16 protein-coding genes are annotated in these 20,937 nt (G+C 43.9%); 3 read left to right on the top strand and 13 right to left on the bottom strand.

Features of this window, described 5'->3' with window-relative positions; genetic code table 11:
- Window positions 1–189: 189 nt before the first annotated feature.
- The 10 genes from FEF09_RS09870 to FEF09_RS09820 all read right to left on the bottom strand — a co-directional run bounded on the left by FEF09_RS09870 (window position 190) and on the right by FEF09_RS09820 (window position 13,776).
- A complete protein-coding gene (locus FEF09_RS09870; RefSeq protein WP_146304953.1) occupies window positions 190–687 on the bottom strand; it encodes a DinB family protein in 498 nt (165 codons plus the stop codon).
- Between the two features lie 96 nt (window positions 688–783).
- Entirely contained in the window at window positions 784–1,818 is a 1,035-nt protein-coding gene (locus tag FEF09_RS09865; protein WP_261387401.1) for a sialidase family protein, read from the bottom strand.
- Between the two features lie 106 nt (window positions 1,819–1,924).
- Window positions 1,925–3,550: a SusD/RagB family nutrient-binding outer membrane lipoprotein gene (locus tag FEF09_RS09860; protein ID WP_186774264.1), complete on the bottom strand. Its 1,626-nt coding sequence runs from the start codon at window positions 3,548–3,550 to the stop codon at window positions 1,925–1,927.
- Window positions 3,551–3,585: 35 nt separating this feature from the next.
- Window positions 3,586–7,146, bottom strand: a complete 3,561-nt coding sequence (locus tag FEF09_RS09855; protein WP_146304950.1) for a SusC/RagA family TonB-linked outer membrane protein — start codon at window positions 7,144–7,146, stop codon at window positions 3,586–3,588.
- A 378-nt stretch (window positions 7,147–7,524) separates the two neighbouring features.
- Window positions 7,525–8,574, bottom strand: coding sequence for a FecR family protein (locus FEF09_RS09850; RefSeq protein WP_186774263.1), 1,050 nt, complete (start codon window positions 8,572–8,574; stop codon window positions 7,525–7,527).
- Window positions 8,575–8,668: 94 nt separating this feature from the next.
- Window positions 8,669–9,307 (bottom strand): RNA polymerase sigma-70 factor, encoded by a 639-nt coding sequence (locus tag FEF09_RS09845; protein ID WP_146304948.1) that lies wholly within the window; start codon window positions 9,305–9,307, stop codon window positions 8,669–8,671.
- 193 nt (window positions 9,308–9,500) lie between these two features.
- Complete coding sequence (locus tag FEF09_RS09840) at window positions 9,501–9,998, bottom strand: ferritin (protein WP_012794748.1); 498 nt, start codon at window positions 9,996–9,998, stop codon at window positions 9,501–9,503.
- A gap of 522 nt (window positions 9,999–10,520) precedes the next feature.
- Complete coding sequence (locus tag FEF09_RS09830) at window positions 10,521–10,850, bottom strand: cupin domain-containing protein (RefSeq protein WP_146304946.1); 330 nt, start codon at window positions 10,848–10,850, stop codon at window positions 10,521–10,523.
- Window positions 10,851–11,066: 216 nt separating this feature from the next.
- Window positions 11,067–12,194, bottom strand: coding sequence for a TlpA disulfide reductase family protein (locus FEF09_RS09825; RefSeq protein WP_146304945.1), 1,128 nt, complete (start codon window positions 12,192–12,194; stop codon window positions 11,067–11,069).
- Window positions 12,195–12,459: 265 nt separating this feature from the next.
- Entirely contained in the window at window positions 12,460–13,776 is a 1,317-nt protein-coding gene (locus FEF09_RS09820; protein ID WP_146304944.1) for a sugar porter family MFS transporter, read from the bottom strand.
- A gap of 202 nt (window positions 13,777–13,978) precedes the next feature.
- Between FEF09_RS09820 and FEF09_RS09815 the strand changes: the two genes are divergently transcribed.
- From FEF09_RS09815 to FEF09_RS09805, 3 genes are all read left to right on the top strand, one after another.
- On the top strand, window positions 13,979–14,296 hold the full coding sequence (locus tag FEF09_RS09815; RefSeq protein WP_146304943.1) for a hypothetical protein: 318 nt from the start codon (window positions 13,979–13,981) through the stop codon (window positions 14,294–14,296).
- A 132-nt stretch (window positions 14,297–14,428) separates the two neighbouring features.
- Window positions 14,429–15,118, top strand: a complete 690-nt coding sequence (locus FEF09_RS09810; protein WP_146304942.1) for an alpha/beta hydrolase — start codon at window positions 14,429–14,431, stop codon at window positions 15,116–15,118.
- Between the two features lie 46 nt (window positions 15,119–15,164).
- Window positions 15,165–15,944 carry an alpha/beta hydrolase gene (locus FEF09_RS09805; protein ID WP_146304941.1) on the top strand — a complete coding sequence of 260 codons (780 nt, stop codon included), beginning with the start codon at window positions 15,165–15,167 and terminating at the stop codon, window positions 15,942–15,944.
- A gap of 103 nt (window positions 15,945–16,047) precedes the next feature.
- Here the strand turns inward: FEF09_RS09805 and FEF09_RS09800 are convergent, their stop codons facing one another.
- The 3 genes from FEF09_RS09800 to FEF09_RS09790 form a co-directional block, all read right to left on the bottom strand.
- Entirely contained in the window at window positions 16,048–16,965 is a 918-nt protein-coding gene (locus FEF09_RS09800; RefSeq protein WP_146304940.1) for an AraC family transcriptional regulator, read from the bottom strand.
- Window positions 16,966–17,119: 154 nt separating this feature from the next.
- Window positions 17,120–17,965 carry an aldo/keto reductase gene (locus tag FEF09_RS09795; RefSeq protein WP_146304939.1) on the bottom strand — a complete coding sequence of 282 codons (846 nt, stop codon included), beginning with the start codon at window positions 17,963–17,965 and terminating at the stop codon, window positions 17,120–17,122.
- Between the two features lie 378 nt (window positions 17,966–18,343).
- Complete coding sequence (locus FEF09_RS09790) at window positions 18,344–20,779, bottom strand: glycosyl hydrolase family 95 catalytic domain-containing protein (protein WP_146304938.1); 2,436 nt, start codon at window positions 20,777–20,779, stop codon at window positions 18,344–18,346.
- Window positions 20,780–20,937: the final 158 nt, after the last annotated feature.

Raw genomic sequence — 20,937 nt, 5'->3', positions numbered from 1 at the left:
TTAAAACTCTGTTAACAATTAACAAGTTGCAAAAACTAGTAGTATAAGTAGAGAAATATTTGTCAACATCTATTTTTTCGGCGTTTTACTACTTTTTATAGTAAAAAACACACGAATACTGTTTGTTAAAGAATTTATAAACATCCCTGAAAAAAATAAAAAAAGGTTAACAATTGACCATACTAACGGTTACGACTGTAGTACTTTTACTGTTACAAGTAATTGCCCGGTATGTCGCATAGTATGTTCTGCTGCATGAAACAGTAAACCTATGACAGTTGATGGTAATTGCTTCCTGCCTACGCCACGAAACGCCGTCAGTGTTGTCTCATCTGTTGCTTTTAGTTTTTCAATAGTCTTTATGATCTGTTCATCTAATGCTGTCAGCAACATGGCTGCCGATACCTCCTCCGGTGTTTTCTCTATTGCCAGATAAGCAAGCTGCGCTTCAGACAATGCCTGTCCGGCAGCATATGTGGTTAATCTGTCCAGTACACCGGCAATATGCCGCAGATGAAATCCGACAGCAGCTACTCCGGCTGGCTGTTGCCATAACAATGTATCCGGAAAGTTCTGTAACAGCGCATGAATTTCTTCCTGTGCCTGTAACAACGCATGTGCTACTGGTTGCAATAAAGCGGGTATTCCGGGAAGGGTGCCGCGCATCCATACTTCTGGTTGAGCCATAAGAACAAATTTATACTACGAATTACGGAAGATCTTTTCAAAAAAAAGGCAGTCCGCCAGAAGGTGAACTGCCACTACTCCATTAATTGTAAGCGTTTATAATTTCAACACCACGTACTTCACATTCTTTCTGTCATAAGTATAGGTAATATGTATTAATCCATCTTTGGTCTGTATGATGGCTGGATAACTGAACTCGCCCTTTGCTTCTTTTACCAGTACATATACATCTTTCCAGTGTTCGCCATCTTTTGATACCGCTACCCGCAGTTCATTTCTACCGTTCCACCAATCCTTTCCGGACACAGCCGGGTTATACACAAGCACCTGTTGCCCCTTACGGGTAGTTACTGCATCTATTCCGGAATTGGGATTGAGCATTGACTGTTTTGTCAGTGGTGACCAGGTCTGTCCGTTATCAGAGGACCAGGTCTGTACGATCGCATTCTGTCTGCTACGGCAAAGCAGCTGTAAGCGTTTACCGGAATGAAAGAGTGCGGATGGCTGTATCACACCAAAGGTATCACAATCAATTGCCACCCGTTTCCATTGGTGCCCGATGCTGTCAGACAGTTCCACATGAATGTGCCAGTCCTTCTCATCCAGACTCTCCGTACTGGAAGGGTGTAAGATCGTTCCATCAGCCAGCTGTACCGGTTTATTCTTGATTGGACCGAGTATATTATCAGGCAGACGTTCAGGTGCTGACCAGCTATGGCCATTATCGGTACTGGAGATCATGAGTCCCCACCATTCCCGGGGATTAGGTCCGACCTTGTAGAATAATATCACCCGCCCTGCTTTTGTGGTGATCAGTACGGGATTCCACGCCGCATAACGAGTGGTATCATTGATTACACCGCTGGCTACTACCTGTGGAGCTGACCATTTACCTTTATGCAGACGGGCCACATAGATACACACATCCGGTGCACTTTCCCGGCTTCCGCCAAACCATGAGGCAAGCAGATCCCCATCTGGCAGTGCTGTAATAGTAGAGGCGTGTGCCGCTGGTACCGGCGGCTTTTCCATTATAAATTCCTCCCTGACAAGGGTGGCTTTGCGTTGTGCGTGGACTGTGTAACATGACACTACCAGCAACGCCGCTATTAACATGTACTTCTTCATCATATGAGACCTGTGTAAAACTGGCAAGGCCACAAAGATAACAATGTCTGCCATTGTTAGCTTTGTGGCCTTGCCCCCCATCTAAATTATAATTCTTAAATCCTGTCTGTTATTCTCCCATCCAGAAAATTTTTGCGTCACGTGTATTTTTCGCTCTCACCGCTTCATAGCTGGAGTTATAACCTGTCTCACTCGCAGGATACAGGAACCTGTTAGGAGGTAACTCATAACCAGCACGCGCTGAAGGAATTACAGTAATGCGTGGATAACCGGTACGACGGTACTCAGCCCATGCCTGACGGCCCTGCAATATGTTAAAGTGCAGCCACTTCTGTATATATATCTTTTCCAGCTTTTCTGTTGAAGTACCAGTATAAGCAATGTTCGCTCCACTGATGAATGCAGATACGGTAGCAGTAGAAGGCTGTGGCAGCGCTTCTCTTGCACTTGGGTTCTGCTTGTTCAGGAAGTTGATGAATGCAATTGCCTGACGGATACCCAGTTCATAGCTACCCTGTGCAGTACCGCCGGTCAGTCCCCAGCGTTCAAATGCTTCCGCTTTCAGGAAGTTCACTTCTGCAGCAGACATATAGATACCTGGCAGTTTTCCATTTGTCAGGTAAGTAGTAGAATCCCAGATAGAATAGTTATTCATACTATCGGTCTGACGTACTTCCGTCTGACTCATTGCCTGATACCAGCGGTTTGGTGTTTTATCCGTACGTGTATTCTTATCAAACATGAAAGGAATACGTGGGTCGTTGGATGGTAACATTACCTTGTTCAGCATGTACTCCGGTGCCATCTGCGCTCTGATCTCTGTAAACGAGTTCATCGGCGTGTTGGTGTAGTTAGTCAGCTGATACAACAGGATGTCAGTACTTGCAGGACTGTAGTTATCACCAATACCATCACCGTCTACCAGTGGATAAAGGATCGGATTGGCCAGGATCTCCTGTATTTCTGTTTTTGCTCTTGCTTCTTCAACATCTGATCTGGAGATACGCATCAGGTAACGCAGACGAATAGAGTTGATATAACGGCGCCATTTGTCAATACTTCCTTTCATCAGGTAATCCTGCGCATTGAAGGAAGCAGTAGCGATCGCGTTAGGAGTTGTTGCAGTGAACCAGTCAGCCAGGTCTTTCAGACCTACCAGTACGGTATCATACAACATACGCTGATCATCAAATTTCGCATTGGAAATGGTGTTGTCGATATCCAGAGAACCTGCTTCAGTGAAAGGGATATCACCAAACATATCCACCATCTGTGCAGTCTGGTCCAGTAACAATGCCTGACCGGCTTTCATGAAGATGGTAAAGTTTGGACGTTCGTCCAGCGGCAGTTCACGATACAGACGCTCCATCGTACGATACTGGGCCACAATACCGTTACCGGTATTATAGTTCAAATCTGTACCCTGGTTACTTGGTGTATAGTAATCATTCCACAGCGATTGAACCGGGTTAGCCGGCTGCAGGTATCTTTCTTCTTTGTTATCAGAAGCAGCAGTCTGACAGAAAGCTGCACACATCGGAAGAACGATCTCGCGCATTTCACTATAGTTAGGTCTTACGCGGTTATTATCAAGTATAGAAGAAAATAATTTTTCAATAGTAGGGTTGCTGGTTTTATCGGGGTCGATATAGTAATCGTCCAGTTCGCCCTTACATCCCGCCAAGCCGATGCTTAACGCGATAAAACAACCTATTTTTATTAATGTTTTTTTCATAATCATAACTGTTTGTAACAAGTCACATTTATTAATTAGAAGCTGGCGTTAAGACTGAAACCATAGCTACGGGTTGCACCGGAAGAACCTTCATCGATACCCTGTTTCAACCAGCTGCTACCCATTGGAGCTTCCGGATCCAGGTTCTTCATAGTTCTGTATGCGTACAGCAGGTTTCTTCCGATCAGAGACAGACGCAGACTCTGCAGGTGCAGTTTCGCAGCTGTTGCTTTGGAAATGTTGTAGCCCAGTACCACCTCGCGGAGTTTTACATAATCGTTCTTCGAAAGAGTCACTTCGTTCCATGCGGTTGGAGAGTCATTGAACTGGTTCAGGTAGTAATAACCAGCCTGTACCATCTTGGTATTTTTATTACCATTCTTATCCACACCATCCAGGATTACACCATCATGATAAACAGGACCATTTGGAGAAATAGAATTGTGGCTTGGCAGCTGGATCATTGTCTTACCATCAGTATCCAGATAGTAAGGCAGACCACCATGTGCTTCATCACGGTATTGCAGCGTGCTCTCATACATACCTGCACCAGTCATATATTTGAACGGTGTAGCTACGATCATACCACCGAAACGGTAGTCAAACATGAAGTCCAGTGATAGGTTATGGTAAGTGATCGTATTCGCGAAACCACCAACGATTTTAGGCAACAGGTTACCTTTTTTCTCATACTTGGTGATATCAACATCATACAGTCCATTATCAGTGATAACAAGATTTCCTTTATCATCTCTCTTACGAGGATACATGTAGATATTACCGATAGGCTGGCCCTTTTCAGCCACAACTTTCAATGCATCTCTTGATGCAAACAGCATTACGATCTGAGATACACCCGGTGTCAGTTCTTCTACGCTGGAAGTACTGTTTGCAAAGTTCAGACGCGTGTTCCAGGTAATTTTACCCTTTACCGGCGTCGCGGTTAATGCAACCTCGATACCTTTACTATGCAGTTTACCTACGTTCGTGATCCTTGTTTTAGCACCGTTACTTACTGCAACGTTCAAACGCATCAGCAGGTCGGTTACTTTACTGTCGTAGTAAGAGATGTCAAAACCCAAACGGCTATCCAGCATTTTCACCTCTGTACCGATCTCTATCTCCGTTTTCTTCTCTGATTTCAGCTGTTCATTACCATAGTCACTCTGTGCGATCAGCAAAGGAATAGATCCAGTAACAGTAGAAATTGGTTTCTGTGTATACGTAACGTTTGACTCAAACGGCGGCGGAGCGTTACCTACGAGACCGTAGGAAGCACGTACCTTACCATAAGAGAAGATAGTAGGCAGATGGAATGCTTCGGTGAACACAAAGCTGGAGTTCACAGAAGGATAGAAGTAACTGTTGTTCTTGTGAGGCAGTGTAGAAGAATACTCCTGACGCGCAGTACCTTCAAGGAACAGGTAGTTCATATAACTCAGGTTCATGATACCCAGGTAAGCATATTTGAATGCACCACTACGACGCTCAGAAGTATTCTGGATGTTGTAGGAGTTATTGATACTAAACCAGTTTGCAGTCACGAGACCACCATTGGTGGTGGATACCTGATCACTGTAAGTTTCTTTACGTGTCTGGAGACCCGCACTTACAGAGTAACCAAATACTCTTTTCTCTTCATCTCTTGCGAAAGTCAATAACTGGTCACTGTACACAATACTGTAACGGCCTTTGGCAACGCCATAAGATCCGGTACTACCGCCACTATTGAACGCGATTGGTTTTTCGTTGTACTCTTTGGTTTCGGTATTCACACTGGTAAAGTCATTACCTAATCTGGTACGGAATCTCAATCCTTTCGCCAGATCAACGTTTAATGTAACACTGGATATCAAGCGATCCTGCTTTTCTATCTCCTGGTTACGCAGCTGTTTCCAAAGGAAGTCCAGCAGGTTGTACGCGCGGATAGGATATTTGATCGCTTCATCAGGATTCTGTGCTGCATTCTCAGGTGTTACATACTTATAACCTTTGCTGGTTTTGTACTTATCAAACACAACCGCTAAGTCTTCCTGACGACCGAAGTAACCGGCGAAGTCATTGAAGATACGCGCCATCTGTAATGGTCTGTTGGTGATCTTCGTGTTCACATAACCACTTACCACGTCTAAGCTTACCTTGTTGTGCAGCTTGATAGTACTGTTCAGGTTGAAAGTATTACGCTGCTGATCGCCACCGATCTGTACACCTTTGTAATCATTACGGGTGTAAGAGAAGCGGTAATTCGCTTTTTCTGTCATATTCGAAAGGGATACATTCAAATTTGAATTGTATCCCTTCTGAAAGAGTTGATTATAGTTGTCTGGCTGGGGAGAATAAGTATGCATACTACCATCCCACCAGGGCACCAGCTGACCTTCCATTTTTGGTCCAAACTGCGCATAGGCCCTAAAGTAAGGCCTTACTGTTCCGTCAGTTCCGATAGGGACCCAACCAGCTGCATTCGCATTCGCTCCCGCAGTTGTTCTGTCATAACCGGAGCCATACTCATTCTGATATCTTGGTGCAAAGGCAACTCGTTCCGCTGTGTGTGAATAGTTCAGATCAACACCGAGCCCTCTACCTTTCATACCTTTCTTAGTAGTAATTACCACCACACCACTCGCTGCATCAGAACCATACAGGGCGGTCGCACTTCCACCTTTCAGCACTGTCAGACTTTCGATATCTGCAGGGTTGATATCCAGGATACCGTTACCACGGATACGGTTATCAGACCAGTAGTCAGTATTGTTTGTACCACCAGCACCTTTTTCGTTGTTGTTCCTGATCTGCACACCATCCACTACATACAGCGGCTGTGTGTTATAGTTCAGGGAGTTCACACCACGAATCTGGATATTCACCGCACTGGTAGCACCGCCTGGAGCGGTGGTGATCTTTACGCCCGCTGCTTTACCATACAGTGCAGAAGCAAAGTTGGTAGAACCGGCTGCGGTGATTTGTTCAGAAGTGATAGTACTTACTGCATATCCGAGCGCTTTTTGCTCTCTTTTGATACCCAGTGCGGTTACTACCACCTCGTTCATTATACTTTGATTGGGCTGGAGCGTAACTGTAATGGCGGTTTTACCACTAACAGGAATTTCCTGTGTTTTAAAACCTACATAAGATACAACCAGCACAGCATCATCCGGAACACTAATGGTGAAGGCACCATTTTCATCCGTAGCTACCCCGTCGGAAGTCCCTTTTATTTTGATAGATGCACCGATCAGCGCTTCACCAGTCTGGTCCAATACTTTACCTGTTACTTTGATCGCCTTCAGCATAGCGCCTTTTGGCATGATCACGATCAGGTTGTTAGATAATTCCTGGTAAGTAAAACCAGAATTATTCAGGATCAGATCCATCACTGTGGTGATCTGAGCATCTTTCACGTTAATGTCTACTTTGTTATCGTTAGGTATGTTCCTGTTACTGAACATGAAACGATAGTCGCTCTGGCTTTCAATTACAGTGAGCACTTTCTTAAATTCCACATCACGCAGATTAAGAGTGATCTTGGTTGCAAAAGAAGCTTTTGCCAGTACATTAAGACTGGTGACGAGCACCAATCCCAGTACTACATTCATAAGTAGCATTGGCTTTAAAAGCCCGTAAGGGATCTTTACGCCCCTGGGGCGTAGGATAGAAATCATAACTTAGATGTTAAGGGTGATTAAAGTCTTTCAAATTTTCAGGATTGTTCAAAACCTTCTTTAAGGATATTGATTCTTGGTTCGCGGGTACAGTTTAAAAACAGTGCCCGCATTATTTAGTAGTAGTCAAATTCATTTCCCATAGACAAATTTTAGGCGTTAATACTTTGTTTCTGGTGAAATGAAAGAGCGCATACATAGGTATAATCATAGTGTTTTAACATAGGTATTGGCTTCATATAGGGTTTTCATCTCACCTTCCAATGTTTGAAAGGAATTTTTAGGCTTCGTAATCTCGTCCCATCTTTCGGATCAATATATCACTATCGTCGAATCTTCAATCTTATATGCGAAATCTTCTGTCAGGTTCAGCGCATGGAATGCTTCCGCTACTGTTTCTCCCTCGAGGATACCGGTAAATCTGAGTTGCTTTCTGCGATCTGCATTAAAGCTGATCCTCACATTATACCAACGTTCCATTCTCCTTGCCAGCGTCTCAAAATCTTCATCATGGAAAGTCAGCTTATTCTGTAACCAGGAAGTTTCCATAATCATGGTATCCTTCTGGCTGAAATAGGTCATCGTTGTTAATGATGGCACCACATCTTTCAAAGCGACTGATTTCTTCCGGGTAGAATCGTAGTCACTTACAACTACCTTCTGTGACGGTTTCAGTACGATCTTCTCTTCCGGATTATCCGCTACAGTTACCTCAATCGCACCTCTCAGCAATGTCGCCTCTGTAGAAGTTTCATTAGGGTAGGACTTCACATTGAATGCAGTACCTAACACCTTGATATCCATTTTATCTGTATGGATAATAAATGGTTTCTGCGCATCACCATGTACATCGAAGAATGCCTCCCCTGTCAGATACACTTCTCTGCTCTTTGTCGGAAAGTCAGCTGCATATTCCAGCTTACTGTCCGCATTCAGCGTAACTCTGGTACCATCATCCAGCATGAAAGTGGATTTTTCACCCCTTGAGGTGAATTTGGCAGTCAGAGGATCATGCTGTGAGCGATAATAAAACACACTGGCAGTGATCAGCAATGCTACAGAAGCAGCAATTCCCGATAACCATACCAGGCGACCTTTTCCGCGTACCGGCGTCATCAGAGGCTCCATATCATAAGTACCTGCTTCTTTCTCCAGTTCACTGATACGCATCTGCACATTTGAAAACAGTTTTCTGTTATCGATATGATCGTGATGATTCTGGGCCCAGTACATGCGGAACAGTTCATACTGTCTTGCAGCGACAGCATCCTCAGTCATGATATGTTTCAGTTCCTGGCCTTCTTCAGGTGTTGAATCACCAGCCAGATCCTTTATAACAATTTCAAAAAAACGTTCACTCATTGTCCGTTGGAATAACCCTTTGCATATAAGACAACATTTAATACCTGTTATGCGTACAAGGTTTAAAATTTTTTTTAACATATAATATTAAGGGCTAATTACCCATAAATATCCATATTAGCAGTAAAGCCGTCACAATACTATCAATATTGTCCGGCGTCTGTCTGTTTGCCTTTTTCAGATAAGGCTCCATCGCTACTGTCATCTTCTTCATAGCACGCAGCATCTGAGTATGCACGGTGCGGGGGGATATATTCAGGATCTCAGCTACTTCCTTGTATTTCATTCCGTTCTCCTTGATAAGGCGGAAAATAATACTACACTGACGAGGTAAAGAAGAAATGGCCTGATCCATCTGGAAAAGCAGCTCCTTTTTCTCCAGCTCCATCTCCGGAGACGCACTGTTAACCAGCTGGGCACCTCCTTCATGGTCATCCAGATTCACCAGTTGAACACTGGAAAACCGCTTATTATAATTCAGTGCGTGATTTTTTACAGCAATAAAAAGATAGGTTTCAGGCTTCTGAACTTCCCGCATCTTAGCCCTGTCCATCCAGCATTTTACAAAAACATCCGACACTATTTCCTCCGCAACCTGCTGATATTGAACATACATTGTGCAAAATTTCACGAGTCTGGGGTTTAATTCATGGAAAAAAACCTCAAATGATTTAGAGTCGCTATCAACTGTGATGCGCTCCCATAGATCATTTATATTAACCTCCTTTTGCATTCTAACTTTTCCTTATATTTCAGACGGCAATGTAGTAAAAGTATATGGCAAATAAAAATAATAAAACTTTCTGAATTAATTATTTATAATATATATTTCCTACCATACATTAGGAAAATCCACCTCCTGCAAGGCAAATAAAAAGCCCGTTCTGCTTACGCAAAACGGGCCTTTGAATTAGTTGATTATCAAACTATTCCTGATCCATAGTCATAATATCGCGGTCAAACAGGTACAAACCACTCTTGTCATCACCAATCAATTCCAGCTTGTCATTACACTCACGTGCCAGACGCTCTTCCTCAATCTGCTCATTTACATACCATTGCAGAAAATTGTGGGTCGCATAGTCCTTCTCCTGCAATGCAATATCCACCAGCTCATTGATCCCTTCACTTACTTTCACCTCATGAGCAAACAACTCCTCAAATGCTTTCTTTAATGATACAAATGTGAGTACTGGTTGCGCAAGTGCAGGTACGATGGCAAAACCACCCCTTTCATTGATATAATGGATCAATTTCAGCATGTGCATACGTTCCTCATCACTGTGCTTGAAGAAAAATTTTGTTACGCCTTTCAGACCGGGCTGAATATCTGCCCAGCTGCCCATTGCCAGATAAGCCTGAGAAGATTGAGCTTCCATCGCTACCTGCGCATTCAGGGCTTCCTGCATTCTTTGTGACAACATATAATTCGCTTTTTAAGTGAAGAATTGAACAGGTTAAAAATACTGAATTTCCTGAGCCCGCATCACGCTCCGGAAAATTTAAATGCTTCTTTCTCATGATGTTCTCCACACAAATCTTCCCAAACATTCACTATTACAATTACCCTCTCTTACCATCAGGCAGGCCCCAACGAAATCAAATGCAATCTACGAGGCATGAAAATGTCACATACCTCACACCAATAACCAACAAAAACAAGAAATGGAAACAAATAGCTACTTTAACAGCCAATAACCTAAGGCTAACCAACATAATCCCTTGACAAGGAAAAAGATAAAGCCCCAGAAACCAATGCGCTTTATCCACCTGATGACTTTTTCTTTACGCTGTTGCTCAATTTTAAGCGACATACCTGATACTTTCCGACAAAGCTACAATTTGTCATTACATTGTCATGGAAATAGGATTACCATCTACGGAATTTTTATTACCATATACGGAATTCAAATTGCCCACTATTATCGCCATAGCAAATATTGCTATCACTTTACAAAATCCTCCCTGTACGGACTAAACACATCAATCAACACACCCGCTTCCAGACATACCGCACCATGTACCACATCTGGCGGTATATAATACGCATCTCCTGCTTTCAGTATTTTCTTTTCTCCATCAATAGTAATCTCAAACACCCCACTTTCCACATGCGCCATCTGTGTGTGATAATGCGAATGCAATGCCCCTACAGCTCCCTGCTGGAACTCCACTTTTACCATCATCAGGTGCTCATTATAAGCCATTACCTTACGGCGTATGCCCGGGTCAGGGTTTTCCCATGGAATATCTTTGTCTTCAATAAAAACGTTCATCTGTGACTTTTTTCCGGTTATTAAACAGGAGACGGATGGCTGAAAATACAATAGTCCATAGCGGTCCCGTCGTCCCTGTACAGTTATCTGCTTACCAAATTAACAATTGATCAGCGAATAACTATGCAATAATTACGGTCTGCTATGGACTATTATTATTACTGCGAATGCTGCCGGCCGCTCCTACATGATAGGACAGCCATAACAGCGTCGCGCTTATTTCAGTAATTCATTCAGGCGTTTATCCAGCTCTTCCCCTCTCAGGTTTTTAGCAACGATCTTACCTTGTGGATCCAGCAGGAAGTTCTGTGGAACTGATTTTACGCCATACAATTTAGCGACATCATTGTCCCAGAATTTCAGATCGGATACATGTGTCCATGCCAGACCATCTTTGTGGATAGCATTGATCCATGCATCATGACCGGTAGGTTGATCCAGAGATACGCTCAGAATAGTGAAAGCCTTGTCTTTGTGGTTGTTAAAGGCTGCTACTACATATGGATTTTCCATACGGCATGGACGACACCAGGAAGCCCAGAAATCAACCAGTACATATTTACCACGGAAGTCTTTCAGATTCACTGGTTTACCCAGAGTATCATTCTGTGTGAACAGTGGAGCCTCAGCACCGATCACAGTCGCTTTCCAGCTACCGATCAGTTTTGCCAGTTCCTGTCCGTTTTTAGTGTTTTTCAGAGAACCATCCAGACTGTTCAGCATAGAATCCAGCTGACCAACCTTATCAGACGCTTCATAAGCATACTGCTGAATAACATCCAGACTTACCATTGATTTCGGATGTTTAGCAATAAAGCCTTTGTAGATATCTCCCTGCTGACCACGGATCACTGCCAGCTTTTCATCCAGATATTGCTGGAATTCAGGGCTATTACGTTTTTGCTCATCAGCGGCCATGTATTCTCCGTTAAGTGCCTGATAAGCAGTGCTTACGCTCTTAAGTGACTCCTGTAACTGCTGATTATCAGTATTCAAAGAAGAACCGCTAAAAGTTACCTTTTTCAGGGAATCAGCGCTGTTCAGGGTGATCGTACCTTTTTCTACGTAGAAAACGATCATATCTCTCATCCGCGGATCTGCCGGCGGATTAACATGTTTTAATACCATCATGGCCTGACCCGGCTCTTCCACTGACCCTTTGAATTGGAATACTCCATCTTTCAGTTCAGCAGAATCCTTTACTTCAACGCCACCGTTACGGTATACCAGTTGCAGTTTGGCGGGTGCATTCAGGTTGCCGATCTTGCCTTTGATTGTGAAATCCCCTTTCTGGGCTAACAACACACCGGGGGACAGCAGTAAGGCTGCTAATAATTGCTTCATGCTAGATTTTGTTTGGTTTGATTTTGATTTTCACTAAAATTAGGAAATAAAAGTGAAGTGGGGCGGCCGGAAAGATCTATTCGGGATGACCGGTCAAAAGTCTGTATGAACTAAATACACCGTCCCCTTCGATAGCCATTTCCCGCACCTCTTTATACAAGGCCATTATATCGCCATTACACCGCCATCTGGCCGTCCGGCGACGGACAAATAGCGGTGTAATAGCGTCGTAGTAAGGTTTTAATCGAAGAAATAATACCTTTTCTTATTCTATACCCAGCTCTTTCTGGATTTCCTCCAAAGACCGGCCTTTGGTCTCAGGCATCATCTTCCAGACAAATAACAGGTGTAAAAGCATCATAACACTATAGAACACAAAGGAATAGAAACCACCCATTACACTTCCTGACACAATGATCGGGAAGGTCCAGGAAATAATGGCAGCCATAATCCAGTGGGTAAAACTACCCAGTGCCCCTCCCTGCGATCTCACAGAATTCGGGAAGATCTCAGATATGAATACCCAGATCACCGCGCCCTGAGAGAAGCCGAAAAATGCGATATAACCGATCAGATAGATCAGCACATTTCCACCCAGACTGGCCGGGTCACGGAATGCATAGGCGGTCAGTCCGAGGAAAACGATCATTCCTACAGAACCGATCAGTAACAAGGTCTTACGACCAAATTTGTCTATTACTGTCATTGCCAACAAGGTACATATGAGGTTGGCAGCTCCGATATACACCGGTTGCAGATAAGCCTGTTCCTTACTAAAGCCGGCCAGTTCGAAAATGCGGGGAGCATAATAAAGGATCGCATTAATACCCGACAACTGATTGAACATTGCCAGCAACACGGCATAAATGATCGGTTTTGCATAACGCTTCTGGAACAGGTTCTCCTGATGTGTTTTTACAGACTCCCGGATCGCCTGAATAGCCGAATCGACATTCTTTTCCTGCAGACGTTGCAGGATAGGTACCGCTTCCGATTCCCGGTTATTCAGGATCAGCCAGCGTGGACTTTCAGGAATCGTACGTAACAGTATACCAAACAATACCGCAGGTACCACCATAACACCCAGCATCCAGCGCCAGGAATCATCTCCCATACCGACAAACAGGAAATTGGTCAGATAAGCGATAAAGATCCCCGCTACAATATTCAACTGAAAAGAACCCGCCAGACGGCCACGTAAATGCGCAGGCGATATCTCTGAAATGTACATCGGTCCGACTACCGAAGAAGCCCCTACGGCCACACCGGCTGAAAAACGGAACAATACAAACAATAGCCAGGCTGAAATGGAGGCACAGCCAATAGCTGAAACAATGTACAGACCGGCAATGACCAGCAGTACTTTTTTACGGCCATGGATACGTGCAGGTACCCCCACAACCAATGAACCTAATACAGTACCAATCAGACTCGAAGCTACTGTAAAACCCAGCCAGAAGGGACTGAGCGACCATAATTCCATAATCGTTTTCTCTGCGCCGGATATAACCGCCGTTTCAAAGCCAAACAGGAACCCGCCAAGGGCAGCGATTAACGCTATTCTAACAGGATAAGACAACATGTGCGTAGTTTATTGTGATTTTTTGTGGAGCCGTGGATTTCATCATAACGTTTTCACTAAACAGGGAAAAAAAGTAAACATAAAAAACGGGAAAAACAACCTTTCGGCGGTTTAATCAGAATATTCTACATTTACCATATATCTATCACCTCATGAAAAAAGAATTTGACGCCTTGTAACACCAATTGTGTTACAAATGAACATGTCAGAAAGAAGTTACAGAAGTATTCTGAAAACGACCGACCATCGTGGAACTTACAATCGCGCTAACAAAAACATACATGCCTATTGCGAACGTTGCAGATGGCATGGATCTTTCTGGAAAAACTGCTTTGACCAGCCACTTGACATTATGATCTACACCGATGATCTGGATGGTACACCATACAAATTAAGGTTTCGTAATCATTACAACTGGAAACTGGTTTCTAAAAACAAAAAGCAGTGGATGAGAAAGAACATGAAAACAAAATACAGCCGTGATACCTATGGTCGGGTAGAAATTATTTTTGGCTTTTAATCTTAACCGTGAGGGAGCACCCTCACGGTTTTTATTTTCTCCGATATTTGAAATTCATATACCCCTGATTTGATATTGCTATAACCCGCGCACCTCCCTTCCTGCATCTTTGTCTTGTAAACAATAAATATCATGAATATTTCCAAAGTCAAGAATATCATCCTTGTACATGGTGCATTTGCAGATGGTTCCGGATGGGAAGGCGTATATAAGATACTGACTGCAAAGGGGTATAATATCACGGTGTTACAATACCCTATGACATCTCTCGAAGATGATGTAGCTGCACTCAACCGCGCAATAGACAAACAGGACGGACCTGTTGTACTGGCAGGACATTCTTATGGCGGCACCATTGTAACTGAAGCAGGTATTTCAGCAAAGGTTTCTTCCCTCGTATATGTAGCCGCCTTTGAACCAGACGCAGGAGAAACAACTTTCCAACTGGTACAAAGTGAACCAATAGCTCCGGAAAATGGTATCATGCCTCCGGATGATAAAGGTTTTGTCTACTATGAAAAAGAAAAATTTCATGCCGGGTTCTGTGCAGACCTTCCTGTGGAAAAAGCAGATTTTATGTACGCCTCACATGGAGCAATTGCTGTATCATGCTTTACAACTCCGGTAAAAAATGCAGCATGGAAAACCAAACCTTCCTATGCGATCATTACGACAGAAGATAAAGGAATTGTCCCTGCACTTCAATACAAAATGGCAAAACGCTCCGGTGCAAAAGTAACCGAAGTAAAAGCCAGTCATGTGGTATTTATATCGCATCCGGAAGAAGTAGCGGCAGTAATTGAAGAAGCTGCCAACAGGTAAAATTATTACATATCGAATATCCATATAATACTAAAAAACATCCATCATGAATAAGTTAAACATCAGCACACGCAAATGGATCAAAGCACTATTCTTTTCAGCTGCCATTGTTAGTGCACCATTGGTAATGCACGCACAAAAAACACCTAAAGTCAAAAACATCATCCTCGTTCACGGTGCTTTTGCAGATGGCTCCGGATGGGAAGGCGTATATAAAATCCTCGCGGCAAAAGGTTACAACGTTACCGCTTTACAATACCCGATGACATCCCTCGATGATGATATCACCGCCCTGAATCGTGCCATTGACAAACAGGATGGTCCAACTATACTGGTAGGACACTCTTATGGAGGTACGATCATTACCGGCTCAGGTGCAGATCCAAAGGTATCCGGTCTGGTTTATGTAGCCGCATTCGAGCCGGATTCTCTTGAATCTACTTTCCAGCTCGTACAGACAAGACCCGTGCTGCCGGAAAATGGTATTCTGCCTCCGGATGACAAAGGCTTCATCTATTATGATAAAGCTAAATTCCATCCCGGTTTCTGTGCAGACGTACCTAAAGAAAAAGCTGATTTCATGTACGCTTCTCATGGCGCTATCGCACTGTCCTGCTTCGTTACACCGGTAAAACATGCACCATGGAAATACAAACCAACTTATGCCGTCCTCACTACGGAAGACAAAAGCATCAATCCTGCATTACAGGAAGATATGGTAAAACGTTCCGGCGCAAAAGTGACGAAGATAAAGGCAAGCCATGTGGTGTTTATTTCACACCCAAAAGAAGTGGCAGCGGTGATTGAAGAAGCAGCGAACAAATAGTTTTCAATCAGAAATTGATCACTTAAGTCTTACATACAAAGGAAGTCGATTCACTTGAATCGACTTCCTTTTTTTATACAGCGACTATTAAAAAAACGAATGCTTAATTCCTGATTTTCCTTCTGTACTCTGCGGGTGTAATTCCTGCGTTCTTCTTAAAAAACAAACTAAAATTGGGCTGCTCTGCGAATCCGATACAATAGCCAATATCCTGTAAGGTCCAATCGGTCTGCAACAACAAACTTTTTGCTTCTTCCAGCAGACGGGTGCGTATATGCGTACTCACATTCTGCCCGGTATGTTTCTTTAATAAGGTATTGAGATAATTGGGATGTACATTGAGATTAGCTGCGAATTCTTTTGCCGTTTTCATAGAGATCGGATTGGTATAATTCACATTCGTGATCTCTCTTTCCAGCAGACTGAAAAAAGTATGCACATGCCTGTAGTCATCTGATATATGATCGGGTTCTTTAAAATCTGTGATGCGTGCACATTGTATCAGTAATAACTGGAGATAGGTCTGCATCGCATCTTCATTCAGGCGGTTGCCCGATAGTTCTTCCTGTTGCATACTACTGAAGATAGTACTCAGCGCTGTGACATCCGGATAGCGCAGGCGAATGATGTTTTTCTGTCCATCAAAAAGATGATACTTTTCAATAGTCAGTTTAAGTAAGGGGTGTTTGTCAATCAGGTTTTTACTAAAGAGACAATGGTACCCTTCCTGTCCGGAGGAAAGTCCTTTCCATGAAATAATATCTGATGGATGGAGGAAAATAATCATAGGTTCCTCAATATAGTAGGTGCCGGCGCCTACGGTTAACATGCCCTGTCCTTCCGTGACCATCAATATCTTATAAAAATCCCTCCGGTGGGGAGAAAGGGAATGTCTGCTGTCTTTATCAGAACGGTTATACACCCGGATGGACAAAGCGTCGAAGTGTTCCTTTGTCAGGGGAATCTTATCCGGAGAATCGCACTGGAGGCTATTCGTTCTGAATTCCGGTGTCTTCATCATATCTGTCTGTGTTTTACACCTACAAATATGTCTGAGATCGGCCGATTTATGGTTGTCCCTATTCTCGGACTTTGGGTATTTTTCCCTCCTTTTTTAAAATAAAAAGCTGCCCTCCCGTTTTAACGGGTGGACAGCTTACTGTGATGATGCCGTCTTATTTAGACAGCTGGTCGAACTCTTCGTCCGTCAGTTCTATATCAGCAGCTTTCAGATTCTCTTCCAGATGCGTAACAGACTTGGTACCAGGTATCAGCAGGATATTATCTGCACGTCTCAGCAACCATGCTAATGCGATCTGAGCTGTAGTCGCATTATGACTGGCAGCAATCTTACTGATCTTGTCAGCCAATGTATCCGGACCAGAAGCCAGCGGGAACCATGGAATAAATGCCAGTCCGCGTTCAGTGGTGTAGTCCAGCACTTCTTCCCATTGACGGTTACCGAGGTTGTACAGGTTCTGTACAGATACGATCGGCAGTACCTTTTCAGCACGTTCGATCTGTTCTACATTCACTTCAGATAACCCTACATATCTGATCTTACCTGCCTTCACTGCTTCAACAACAGGCGCCAGTGTTTCTTCTACAGGAACATTGGAGTCAAAGCGATGCAGTTGCCACAGGTCGATCGTGTCTACCTTCAGACGTTTAAGACTACCTTCGATATTTTCGCGGATATAATCCGGATTACCATTCGGTACCCATTGATCAGGTCCCGGACGGTTGAACCCGCCTTTGGTAGCAATAACCAGATCTTCCTTGTAAGGATGTAAGGCATCCGCGATCAGTGATTCATTCAACTTAGGCCCATATGCTTCCGCTGTATCGATGAAGTTCACACCAGCTGCTACCGCAGCCTGTAGAACTTTTTTCGCATTCTCACGGTCCGCAACCTCTCCAAATACTCCTTTTCCTGTCAATTGCATTGCACCGTAACCAAGACGGTTGATTTCCAGCTGACCTCCTAATGAGAAAGTCAGACTTTTTGTGCTTGTTGCCATTTTCTTTGTTTTTAAATCAATCCTGAAATAAGTGAGATATTACTGTTGTGTCAGTTTGTACAAACTTCTCTAAATGCATCAATAAGTATACCCGTGTCGTGCCGGCAGGATGCTATCTTTATGTATAGATGTGTATATGTTATGCTTTCAGCAGCCAGCCTTCAAAAAACAAACTTACGAGGTGATGATTTTATGCATCATGCTGTACATATTATCCGACGCCTTTATCATGTGCACAAAGGTCTGGAGAATTCTGCTGACAGTAATTAGTAAAAACAAAGGATTTAATATGAATATCAAAGAATTTCCAGCGGGGTATAAACAATAACGGCGTTCTCCATCTGGAGAACGCCGTTATTGTTATCAAAAATGGGACTGTTATAAAGCAGTAAAACTATATGTCTTTCCTTTTTCAGTTGTCACGTCATATGTATTCGGTGCTACAATTTCCAGTGGAGCAACAGTTTTAGGATGTACCAATGGCTCGGCTACTGGTGTTACCTGATAGAAAGGGTTACTGTTTTCTCCGGATGCTTTTTTCAGCTGGCTCATCCCTTTTAAAGGTACGGCACTACGGATACGGCAATTACCGCCCAATGCAGAGGTGATCACGAGTTTTGTGATCTTACCATCCTGCCATTCCAGATTATCAATGACGAATCCTCCTCTTGCACGTAAGCCTTTGATGTTGCCGGTCTTCCATTGTGGTGGTAAAGCCGGTAATACGTAGATAGCGCCATCATGACTTTGCATCAGCATTTCCGTGATACCGGAAGTGCAACCGAAGTTACCATCGATCTGGAAAGGCGCATGGGCGTCAAAGAGATTCGTATAGGTACCGCCGCCATGTTGGCCTACAGGACTCAGCTGGTTGGTGATCAGTTTTAGTGCATGTTCACCATTTTGCAATCTTGCCCACCAGTTCACTTTCCAGCCCATACTCCAGCCGGTGGACACATCACCCCGTTGCAGCAAAGTCGTATTAGCGGCACTGGCCAATACCGGTGTACGATCAGGAGAGATCTGTGCGGACGGATACAAACCATACAGATGAGAAATGTGGCGGTGATTATCTTTCGGATTATCCAGATCATCGATCCATTCCTGTAGTTGTCCGTACTGCCCTACCTGCATAGGCGGGAGCCGGCGGCGGACAGTCTTGAAAGTATCTACCAGCGCTGCATCTTTACCAAGTATTTCAGCGGCATTAATCGCGGCACTCAATGCATCAAAAACGATCTGATTATCCATGGTACATCCAGCATCAAAAGAGACATTCGGACGAGTGGAAGGTGCATTCTCCGGAGAGGTACCCGGATTCACCACGAGGTATTTACGTTTGGGATCTTCTACAAGATCATCTACAAAAAACAACGCAGCGCCTTTAATGGCCGGATAAACATCTGCGAGATAACGTTTGTCGCCATTGTACAGATAACGGTCCCAGAGATGCTGTGCCAGCCATGCACCTCCCATACTCCAGATACCGTAGAAAATTCTGTCTACCGGTCCGGTAATACGCCACAGATCTGTATTATGATGCGCTACCCAGCCTCTGGCGCCATAGAGGATACGTGCAGTACCCTGTCCGGTCACTGATAGTTCCTTTACCATCTGTACCAGCGGCTCGTGCATTTCCGGCAGATTATCTTTTTCTGCCGGCCAGTAGTTCATTTCAGTATTGATATTAATGGTGTATTTGCTATCCCATGGGGGCGACATTTCTGAGTTCCAGAGTCCCTGCAGCGTAGCTGGTTGTCCGCCGGGCTGAGAACAGGAGATCAGCAGGTAGCGGCCAAACTGAAAGTACAGAGATACAAACTGCGGATCATATGTCTTTGAAAAATTGACCAGTCGTACATCAGTCGGTTCTTTTGCTGCTTCCGAAGTACCGAGGTCTAATTTCACGCGATTGAAATAACGTTGATAAGCAGCAATATGACCTTTTAACAAAGCGTCGTAAGATTGTTTAACCGCTGCATTCAGGTAAGTGTTTGCTTTTTGCACAGCATCTGCGCTCAGGTCCTGATAGTTCACGTAGTTGGTAGCCATAGAAATAAACAGGAGCGCACTATTGGCGTTCTTCACCGTAATAGCGGTATCAGCAGTCGTTACACTTCCACCGCTGGCAATCACACGGGTAATACCATTGAATTTCACTTTACCTTCCACACCTTCATGGCTACCGGTTGTACCATTGACAATAAGATCTTTTCCGGAGGCTTTCACTACCGCGTTCTTTTGTGGCGTAGTGAGATAAGCTGAAAATCCCAGTGTACCTGGTTTACTGCTGCTGAGGCGGACAACGATCGTCTGTGCCGGAACAGAAGCAAATACTTCACGTGTATACTTAACACCGTCTACGGTATAAGAAGTAGTAGCAACTGCTTTTTCAATATCCAGTTCGCGGTAATAATTTTCATAGCGGTCATGACCGGGGAAAGCAAGGTGTAGAGTACCTACAGGCTGATACATTTGTCCGCCGGAGAGCTTAGTCTGTATCTTTTCTCCGGCAAGGTCCTGTGCTTCTTTCTGTTTACCATCAAAGATCAGCTGACGGATCTGTGGTAATGCGGCCAGTGCTTCCGGATTCTCATTGCGGTTCGGGCTACCTGTCCATACAGTCGCTTCATTCAACTGTAAGAGTTCTTCTGCCGGATTACCGAACACCATTCCGGCGATACGGCCATTTCCGACAGGCAATGCGGCTGTCCAGACATTACCGGCAGGTTGTTTGTACCATAATTTCAATGCTTGCTGCGCATGTGCATAGAATGGAGAGATGCTGATTAACAGCAGGGTTAGTTTTTTCATAACAGCGGAAAGTCAATTTTCAATTACGAATGACACCTGACAAGGTTGATAAGACTGTCTGTGTCGTTGGTCCTGTAACAAGTGTACAATTACACATTGGGTGCAATGTGTAATTGTATACGTTGAATCTTCAAATTACAAATGATGTCTTATTCCTG

The sequence above is a fragment of the Chitinophaga pinensis genome (assembly GCF_007896845.1).
GTDB classification, from domain to species: Bacteria; Bacteroidota; Bacteroidia; order Chitinophagales; family Chitinophagaceae; genus Chitinophaga; species Chitinophaga pinensis_C.
The sequence above is the reverse complement of the archived record's forward strand: the minus strand, read 5'-3'. Positions and strand labels throughout refer to the sequence as shown.